The following is an 8,518-nucleotide window of genomic DNA, read 5'->3' on the forward strand; positions in this document are numbered from 1 at the left end:
AGACCCTTCGAGCCGTCCATTTCCCGCCCGATCAGTGAATCCGAACGGGTTAAAAAAGTGGGTTAAAGGCTAGGGTAAACAGTGCTAGGGTGAGGGCACGAAAGGAGATCGACATGGCATCCGAAGAGGAGCTGTTCGCGAATATCGACGCGCTGCTGGAGGAGGAGCCGCAGCTCCCGCCCCCGGCGGAGCGCGCCCGCCTCCGTGAGGCCGCCGGCATCACCCAGGCCCGGCTCGCGACCGCGTTGAAGTCGACCGTGCAGACGGTCAAGAACTACGAGAACGGCAGGAGCGAGCCGAAGTCGCCGCGCCTGGAGGCGTACCAGCGGCTCCTCAAGGGGTGGGCGGCGAAGTACCCCGCCCACGCTGCTCCCGCCGCCCCGGCCGTCGCGCCGCCGTCCGAGGTGCCGCAGACGTTCACCCGCGTGCCCACCGTGGAGCAGGACGAGGCGGAGCCCGACATCGGTGTTGCGGTGAAGCCGGCGCCCGAGCGTCCTGCCCGTCCGGCCGCGCGCCCGGCGACGTCGTCGCGGCGTCCGGCGGCGAAGAAGGCCGCGAAGCCCGCGGTCGACCCGCGCTTCCCGCACGGCCCGCTGGCCGTCTTGGACGGTGACGGCTCGGCGTACGCGGTGGGCGGTGTCGTGCTGGACTGCCCGGCGACCACCGTGCCGGAGCTGGTGGAGTGGACGCTGCGCGAGTCCGGTCTCGGCGCCGCCAAGCTCAACCGGTACGGCAAGGACAGCGACCCGCTGATCGTCCTCACCGCCGCAGCCGCCGTGAAGCTCGGGCTGCCCGAGCGCCTGGAGGGCCACGAGCAGCGCCGCTCCCTGCGCCTGCCGGAGGACCACCCGGTCGTCAAGCAGGTCGCGAAGGCCAAGTGGCAGCTCACCCAGCGCGGCTTCGGCCCGTGGGCGCGGATCTACCGCAAGGCACAGGGCCGCGACCGGCAGTGCGTGCAGCTGGCGATCCTGTCCTGGGACGCCCTCGATGAGCGGTCCTGGCCCGGCGTCGCGGAGATGGAGCCGGCCGACATCGCCCGCGTCCTCGGCGTGTACGCCCAGCGGGTCATCACTCCGCGCGGCTCTACCGCCGTCTCCGGCCTGGAGCTGATGACGGCGCTGCGCCCGCCCACCAAGGCCGTACAGGACCCGGCGACCGGGAACTGGGTGTCTGGCCACAACGCGGGCAGCCTCGGCACCGAGCCGATGGACCCGGCGCCGCCGGAGGCCACCCCGGAGCACCCCGTCGTCGTGAACTCCGGCTGGACCGGCGGCTTCCTGAACGAGGAGGCGTACCAGTGGGTGCGGGACGTGGACACGCTCTCGGATGAGGAGTGCACCCTGCCGTGGGCGGTCGGCCTCGACCTGAACACGGCGTTCCTCGCCGCCGCGGCCCGCCTGGTCGTCGGCCTCAGCGCGCCCGACCACTTCCACGCCCCGAAGTTCAACCCGAAGATTCCCGGCTCGTGGCTGGCCGACCTGAGCCACATCGAGCTGGACCCGCGCCTGCCCTCCCCGTTCACCCCGGACGGCTCCCGGCCGACCGGCCCGGCCTGGTACCAGACGCACACCCTCGCCTACGCCCAGGAGCTCGGCTACGACGTGCACCCGATCGAGGCGTACCTGCGCCGCGAGACCGGCGCGTACCTCGACCCGTGGCACGACCGCCTCAAGAACGCCTACGTCGACACCCTCGCCGACATGGGCGTCACCCGGGACCTGTCCGACACCGAGTTCCTGGCGGCGATGGAGCACCACAAGGAGAAGGACCCGGCCCTGGCCGCCGTCCTGTCCGCGATCAAGGCCACGGTGAAGGGGGGCGTCGGCAAGCTCCGCGAGCGCCCCCAGGGCAAGCACTACAAGGAGGGCGAGACGTGGCCGGCCCTCTCCCGGCCGACGTGGCGCCCCGACATCCGGGCCGCCGTCATCAGCAAGGCCCGGGTCAACATGCACCGCAAGCTCCGCAACATGGCGGACATGACCGGCCTGTACCCGCTGGCCGTGCTGTCCGACTGCGTCGTCTACCCGAGCCCGGGGACCTCCCCGCTCGACTTCCTCCCGTACGCCGCCTCGGGCAAGCCGCAGCCGGGCGGGTTCCGCCTCGGGCCCACCCCGGGCCTGGCGAAGCTGGAGGGCGTCCAGCAGATGCTGTGGGCGGTCGACCTCATGGAGAAGGGCCTCAACCCGGCCCGCCACATCAAGGGCGGCGACGCCGTCCTGGACGAAGGGGAGTAGCCGGTGGGGGAGATCGACGACGCGATCGAGCGGGCCGACCGCGAGGCGTTCACCAAGGACCCGCCCAAGACCCTCAAGGGCCAGATCGGGTTCCTGATCAAGCAGTTCGGCAGCGCCAAGGCCGTCGCCCAGGAGCTCGGGGTCACCGCCGACTCCGTCAACCGCTACCGGCGCGGCGCCCGCAAGCACGCCCGCGCCGACGTCGCCGCGAAGATCGACGACGCGGTGAAGGCCCGCTGGCAGCCGCTGGTACGCAAGCGCCGGCAGAAGCAGGCCGCCACCTCGGGCGGGATCACGGTGGAGACTCGCGCCCGGTTCGGCTACACGTCGTCCGCCGGATCGACCGACGACGGACGGTTCCGCCGCCTCACCGTGCACCTCCCCGCGACGTACGCGCAGCAGCTCTTCGACGCCCGCGACGCGGGGGCCAGCGACCAGCAGATGCGCGGAATCATCGCCGAAGGGTTTAAGGAGGTCTATTTCCAGGACGGCGGCGGTCGCGCTATGGGACTGTCGGACGTAGAAATCAACGACATCGATTACCTCGATCTGGATTACTGACTAGGAGCGAATACGTGACCGCTAATTTCCCGCCCATCGACCGCGACAAGAGCCCGCTGTTCGACGCCGACCACGACCCGGTCCGCGTCGCCGAAGCGCTGCGCCGCAGCCCGCACTTCGCAGCCGCGGACGCCGACCCGGGCGGCGACAAGGTGCGGTTCACCACCGAGGCCGGCATCAACTACACGCTGACCTTCAAGGACCCGGAGCCCACCGACGACGACCTGCTGCACGAGCCGGTTCTCACCGAGGCCGTCGCCGCGGCGATCCTCAACCACCCCGGCTTCGTCATCGCGGACGCGGAGTCGCCGTGCGAGGACACCATCACCATCCAGTCCCGCAACCTGGTCCGCCACCTCCTGGTCCTGGACGTCGACCGCGGCAACGCCCTCGCCCCGGAAGACCTGTCCACCCCGGCCGTCGACGTCGCCTTCGCCGCCGACAAGCTGCTCACCAGCGACCCGAGCGACTCCGAGCGCGCCACGGCCGAACTCCTCAACTACGTGGCCGCCACCTGGGACAAGCAGGACCTCCCGCTGCGCCAGCACGCCCAGGCCATCGCCCGCACCCTGACCCGGTAGGAGGGGATCCACCCATGACCGCATCCACGGCCACCCGGCGCGCGTACGGTGAGGGGAGGACCCGCCGGGAGGACACGATGAGCGCGCAGCCCGACCACGCACCCGTCACCGCCTACGCCCCCGCGCCCGGGGCGCCGGCCGAACTCCTCGCCCAGCTGCGCGCCGACAAGCGCGCGGACCGCTGGGTGCCGGCCTTCGAGCGCGACTGGTCGGCCGCCCTCGAGGAATCCCGCCGCAGCTTCTCCCTGGCCGGGCTCTACGAGGTCGTCCAGGACTGGCAGGGCCGCCTCGCGCACGCCCCGGCCGTCGACGCCTTCGTCGCCTCCGGCTACGACGACAGCGACGCCGTCGACCTGGCGGAGCTCCGCCGCCGTCGCGGGTGAGCCCGGCGCCGTACGCGGTCCGCGTCTCCGCCCCGGCCGCCAAGGTCCTCGACGCGCTGCCCGAGCACGCGGTGGACACCGTGTGGGACATCCTCGCCGCGGCCGCCGGCGATCCGTTCGGCTTCCGGCAGTTCGACACCGACGACGACGAGGGCGAGGACGTCCGCTACGCGGCCGTCGGCCAGCTCTCCGTCACCTACTGGGTCAACCGGCCCCTGAACAGCCTGACCGTCCTGAACATCGTCTGGCTCGGGTAGCCACCCCTGGCAACGGCCCGGCCCCGGCATCGCAACTGCCGGGGCCGGGCCGTTGCGCATCGTAGCCACCGCCGTATCCACCCGTTGCCACCCGGCGGCAACGCGTATCCGCCCGGCAGTTGTCACCAGGCGCCGCGCGGGCGGTCGGCACCGAGCTGCACCTCGCGCCGGCACTCCGGGCACTCCGGCAGCCCCTCCACCCGGCGCGGCCGATCGTCCTTCGCCCAGCTGAACCCGCACAGCGCCTTGTGCGTGACGCCGCGGAAGGATTCGTCCTTGGTGGCGTGCGAGCCGTAGCCCGGCACCAGCCAGGTGAACGTCGCCTCCCCGTCGTACGGGGCGCCCTTCGGCCAGACGTACGCCGCCTCGGTCGTGGTGCAGCGCATCCGCAGATCGGGCCCCGTCCAGCGCTTGCCGTACCGGAGCTCCGAGCTGGCGTCGACCGCGTCCGCGAGGCGCTCGAAGGACAGGTCGTAGTCGTTCATGTGCTTCCACGTGCCGGGCGGCTGCTCGCGCATCACCTTGCGGAACATCAGCAGCAGTCGCGCCAGGTCGTGCTGATCGACCCGGACCGTGTTCGTCTCCGCGTCGAACCCGTACGTCGGGTCGTGGGGCTTCTTCGGCATCGGTCCTCGCTCGCGTCGCTCCGGCGGCCAGCACCCCGGCCGGGTGCTCAACGACCCTGGCCCGCCGGAGCCACGCCGACTTCCGCCGTCCGTGCGCCGGCCGCCCGCGGCTCAGGCCGGCGGCATCGCGCCGGGCAGCTCCCCGGCGAACTCCCACCACTGCTCGATGGTCCACACGGCGACGCTGGAGCGGTCGGTGGACATCCGCAGCCAGACCTCCTCTCCGCCGGGCAGGAGCGCGACCTCCAGGTGCGCCTCCTCCCACGTGCCCACCGGGTACATCCACTCCAGGCCGTCGTTCGGCCAGGTCCGCATCGCCACCGTGCGCACGCTCAGCGCCGCGGCGAAGGCGTCCAGCGCCGCCTTGGGTATCCGCACCTCCGCCGGCTCCCGCTCGATCCCCGCCACCGGGCCCCCTTCGCGTCGTGCGGCAGGCCCGCGCCCGCCGTCGCGGATCAGCGTGACAGACCCGCCCCGCGTGCCGGTGTCACGCTGTGAGGCTAGGAGACTCATAGGCCGTTTCCCCAGGTGGGCGGGGTGAACTGTGAGGCTGTGAGGGTGTGAGACGGAGCTCGCGTCTCGTGCTCCCGCACGCCCTGGTGGTGCCCGCCGGCGCGGAGGACGATGGAGTCGTGGGCGACCAGCGCGAGGACCAGGAGCACGGCGTCGAACCGGCGCGGCCGCCGCTGAGCGAGGCCCGCGCCCGGGAGATGACGGCCGGGCTGCGCGAGGCGATGGACGACGTCCGGCGCTCCGTGGCGGTCCTCGCCGCCCGGGTCCGCGACGCGCACGCCGCCCGCGTCTGGGTGCCGCTCGGGCACAGCAGCTGGGAGTCGTACTGCCGGGCGGAGTTCGGCATCAGCCGCGCCCAGGCGTACCGGCTCCTCGATGTCGCCCGCGCGCTCGCCGCGATCCACGACGCGGTCACCGCCGGCCCCGAGACGTCTCGCACGCGAGACAGCGACCCGGGCGCCGCGGCCGCGCTCGACTACGGGCTGTCCCAGCGGGCCCTGATTGCCGTCTCCGGCCGTACGGACGCCGTCGCGGAGATCATCACCCGCCGACTCGCCGCGCTCGCCCACAGCGGCCTCCAGGCCCTCGACACGGCCACGGTGCGCGCCGTGGTCCGCCAGGCCGTGCGCGACGTCCGCAGCGCGCCGCCCCCGGCGCCCGCCGAACCGCCGGCGGACCCGGCCGTCGTCGCGCTGCGCGCCGTCGTCGACGACCTCGCCGCCAGCAGCCACGCGATCGGGGAGCTGATGCTCGAAGTCGCCCCCGCGTACCTGTCCGACACCGAGGCCGCCGACGTCCTGGCGCTCCTGTGCGACGAGATCGGGGAGACAGTCGAGAACGGCCTCGCTGCCCGCCGCTACGCCCTGACGGGGGACCGCCGGGCCCTGGCCGGGACGGTGCTGTAGTCGGTACTGCCCGTGGTCCTGGTCGTGCTCGCGGTCTGCTGTACGGCGAGGGTCCGGGGGCAGCGCAGCATTTGCATGGGCCAGGCAGGACAAGGGTGCTGCTCGTACAGCAGGCCAAAAGATCTATGCGGCTGCTGCATACAGCACGACGCGAGACAGCGTGCTGCCGACGACGGCGAGCGGGCCGGCCACCGTGCTGCAGCGGGGCGGCCGGGAACGACGACGGCGCCCTCCCGGTGGGGTGGGCGCCGTGGTGGCGGGGCAGGAGTCGCGGATCATCCGGCCAGTCGCAGGGCGGGCGGTGCGTCCGGCAGCGGGGCGTCCTCGCCGCCGTCGGGGTCCGGGTCGAAGTCTGTCCCGATGCGGGCGTCGCGGGCGCGCGGCGGGCGGATGTCGCCGGTCGGGAAGTTCAGCGGCCACACGAACGTGTCGGGCGCCTTGAGGTGGTTGACCATGTGGCTCAGCGACTCGTAGCCGGCCAGCAGCGGGTGGATGAGGACCTCGCCGCGGCGCTGCCGCTCGCTGATGATGCCCTTGTCGCGCAGCTGGCTGATGGCCCGGGAGACCACGGACTGGGTGAGCCCGAGGCGCTCGGCTAGCTCCTGCTGGCGGATCTTGACCAGGCCGCCCGGCTCCTGGCGCGAAGTCAGCACGTCGAAGACGTCCCGGGCCGTGGGGGACAGGCAGGCGTTCGGCAGGACCTCGAAGATCTCCGGGTTGTGGAAACCAGGAATGGAAGCGGAGCTCATCGCGTGGCCTCGTTCCTCACCGTCGGAATGGTGATCTCGTGGTCGACCAGGGTCTTCTTGAGCGACTTCACCAGGCGCAGCTGCTTCTCGCTGCCCCACCGGTAAGCGTAGAGCGGGTTGAGCCGGTACACCCCACGGCGTTCCCGCCAGGTGAAGTTGTGGTGGCTCAGCTGGCTCACGGCGCGGGAGATCTTCGACTGCGAGCAGCCGTACTTCTTCGCCAGGCCGCCCTGGGTCATCTCCACCAGGCCCTCCTTGTCGTGGTGCGTCTTGAGGTAGTCCAAGACGTTCCGCGACATGGCGCTCAGATCGAACTTCCACAGGTTGTCCTCGATCACCTGGGACATGCTCAGGTGCCCCTTGCCGTAGAACACGTACGGCTTGACCGGGTCCTTCGTCGTGAAGGTGCCGCCGCGCTTGGCCAGCCTCTCCAGGCTGCTCACCAGCTGCTGCGCCGTCTCCATACCGTTGACGGCATCGGCGGGCGGCGGAGCGGGGGCCAGCCGCGGCGTGGTCGCCGGCGCCTCCGCGCTGCGCCTCAAGGGCTGGGCCACAGGCTCTCCTCCATGATCGTCGGGGCTGCATAACATAGCAGATCTGCGATGTTATGCAGGCGATGTATGCACGCGGCGGGCGTGTCTCTGGACAGGAACGATCTATTCACCTACGTGCATGCAACTCGCCTCCCTCGGGCGTGATCCATTCACTCAGGCTGCATATATCTCGCGCGTTTCCGCAGGTCAGAGGCTTGCGCCTATCTGATCTTTAGAGGCGCGCCCCCTACGGCCCGCGCCGCGCCCTCCAGCCGCTCCATGCAGCGGCGAGGCTCGCGACCAGGCGGGGGAGGCCGCGGATCCATCCGCCGGCGGCCCGCCAGCTGCTGCGCGTCGGCCCCCCGGACGGGGCTGAGGCGGCTTCGCGTGCGGCTCCGTGCGTCAGGTGCGGACCGTAGGCGGCACCAGCGGAGCTGCGTCTCGGGTTGTACCGGCCGTGACGCTCAAAAGCATGGAGGCGTGGCCGGTGCCGGTGGTGGGCTCCGCCGTACGGCCTGGCGGCCGAACGGCTCATGTACCTCCGCACGCCGAATTCCGGCATTCCCATATCGGGCTTCCGTTCTGTGGCTAAGCTATTCGAGGCCGCGCAATCGTGAATTCAGCCGGTATGTTCTTGGACGAGCTTAGGGGTGGTGCGGCCAGGACCCAAACGCTACACACCCGCGCTTCGTGATGCATCACGCTGGTTGCGTGTTCGCTCGCTCGGGTGATGCATGTACGTAATCCGCCCCACAGTGATGGGTTGACGTGTAAGCTGGCGGGGTATTCGTGAACATGAGCGGCCGGTTTCGAGGGTGGGGGAGTGGTCAGGGTGGAGCGCAGCGGAGCCCGTCACTGCGGTGGGGCCGGCACCCGATCGGGCCGACGGTCCGTCACTCTCGTTGCGGGGGTGGTGGGCAATAACCCCAAGCCCTACACAGGCCCGCGCGCGATGCACCTCCCCTCGTAGCCAGCCCCGGTGATCGCGCTTGCGCGGTCGCCTCCAATTCGCGCTTGCGCGAATTGCATTCCGTTAGGAATTCCGCTTGCGGAATTCCATTCCCGCGCTTGCGCGGGAATCCGAATTGCGCTTGCGCAATTCGCGCTCTATGCCCCGGCTTGCCGGGGCACCTCGACCAGCGCGCGGGTCGGCTCAGCGGCGGCTCGCGGCAGAAG

General features: G+C 71.3%; 10 protein-coding genes. 6 read left to right on the plus strand and 4 right to left on the minus strand.

The features are described 5' to 3' along the window. The first annotated feature begins 113 nt into the window (after positions 1-113). The 5 genes from tap (at position 114) to ACFV9M_RS35710 (ending at position 4,016) form a co-directional block, all read left to right on the plus strand. A complete protein-coding gene (gene tap / locus ACFV9M_RS35690) occupies positions 114-2,234 on the plus strand; it encodes a telomere-associated protein Tap (protein ID WP_385072853.1) in 2,121 nt (706 codons plus the stop codon). A 3-nt stretch (positions 2,235-2,237) separates the two neighbouring features. After that, on the plus strand, positions 2,238-2,795 hold the full coding sequence (tpg, locus tag ACFV9M_RS35695) for a telomere-protecting terminal protein Tpg (RefSeq protein ID WP_385072851.1): 558 nt from the start codon (positions 2,238-2,240) through the stop codon (positions 2,793-2,795). A 14-nt stretch (positions 2,796-2,809) separates the two neighbouring features. Then, complete coding sequence (locus ACFV9M_RS35700) at positions 2,810-3,376, plus strand: hypothetical protein (protein ID WP_385072848.1); 567 nt, start codon at positions 2,810-2,812, stop codon at positions 3,374-3,376. A gap of 77 nt (positions 3,377-3,453) precedes the next feature. Beyond that, positions 3,454-3,759: a DUF6247 family protein gene (locus ACFV9M_RS35705; protein ID WP_385072993.1), complete on the plus strand. Its 306-nt coding sequence runs from the start codon at positions 3,454-3,456 to the stop codon at positions 3,757-3,759. Continuing rightward, on the plus strand, positions 3,756-4,016 hold the full coding sequence (locus ACFV9M_RS35710; protein ID WP_369384208.1) for a hypothetical protein: 261 nt from the start codon (positions 3,756-3,758) through the stop codon (positions 4,014-4,016). Before ACFV9M_RS35705 ends, ACFV9M_RS35710 begins: the two co-directional genes overlap by 4 nt. A gap of 122 nt (positions 4,017-4,138) precedes the next feature. On the opposite strand, the gene ACFV9M_RS35715 is transcribed toward ACFV9M_RS35710, so the two are convergent. Both ACFV9M_RS35715 and ACFV9M_RS35720 read right to left on the minus strand, forming a co-directional pair. Beyond that, positions 4,139-4,642: a hypothetical protein gene (locus ACFV9M_RS35715; protein ID WP_385072845.1), complete on the minus strand. Its 504-nt coding sequence runs from the start codon at positions 4,640-4,642 to the stop codon at positions 4,139-4,141. A 111-nt stretch (positions 4,643-4,753) separates the two neighbouring features. Continuing rightward, entirely contained in the window at positions 4,754-5,050 is a 297-nt protein-coding gene (locus ACFV9M_RS35720) for a hypothetical protein (RefSeq protein ID WP_385072843.1), read from the minus strand. 173 nt (positions 5,051-5,223) lie between these two features. On the opposite strand from ACFV9M_RS35720, the gene ACFV9M_RS35725 reads away from it, so the two are divergent. After that, positions 5,224-6,060, plus strand: a complete 837-nt coding sequence (locus ACFV9M_RS35725) for a hypothetical protein (protein WP_385072840.1) — start codon at positions 5,224-5,226, stop codon at positions 6,058-6,060. 275 nt (positions 6,061-6,335) lie between these two features. Here the strand turns inward: ACFV9M_RS35725 and ACFV9M_RS35730 are convergent, their stop codons facing one another. Then, on the minus strand, positions 6,336-6,809 hold the full coding sequence (locus ACFV9M_RS35730) for a helix-turn-helix domain-containing protein (RefSeq protein ID WP_224291230.1): 474 nt from the start codon (positions 6,807-6,809) through the stop codon (positions 6,336-6,338). Further along, the gene (locus tag ACFV9M_RS35735; protein ID WP_362499913.1) at positions 6,806-7,363 is read right to left on the minus strand and encodes a replication/maintenance protein RepL; all 558 of its coding nucleotides are present in this window, start codon (positions 7,361-7,363) and stop codon (positions 6,806-6,808) included. The genes ACFV9M_RS35730 and ACFV9M_RS35735 overlap by 4 nt, the downstream gene beginning before the upstream one ends. Positions 7,364-8,518 lie beyond the last annotated feature (1,155 nt).

The organism is Streptomyces sp. NPDC059895, from assembly GCF_042731035.1.
In the GTDB taxonomy this organism is placed as follows: Bacteria; Actinomycetota; Actinomycetes; order Streptomycetales; family Streptomycetaceae; genus Streptomyces.

Excerpts from the sequence above, each read along its gene's own strand:
- tap (WP_385072853.1), top strand. The coding sequence starts at position 114 with ATGGCATCCGAAGAGGAGCTGTTCGCGAATATCGACGCGCTGCTGGAG.
- ACFV9M_RS35705 (WP_385072993.1), top strand. The coding sequence starts at position 3,454 with ATGAGCGCGCAGCCCGACCACGCACCCGTCACCGCCTACGCCCCCGCG.
- ACFV9M_RS35715 (WP_385072845.1), bottom strand. The coding sequence starts at position 4,642 with ATGCCGAAGAAGCCCCACGACCCGACGTACGGGTTCGACGCGGAGACG.
- ACFV9M_RS35730 (WP_224291230.1), bottom strand. The coding sequence starts at position 6,809 with ATGAGCTCCGCTTCCATTCCTGGTTTCCACAACCCGGAGATCTTCGAG.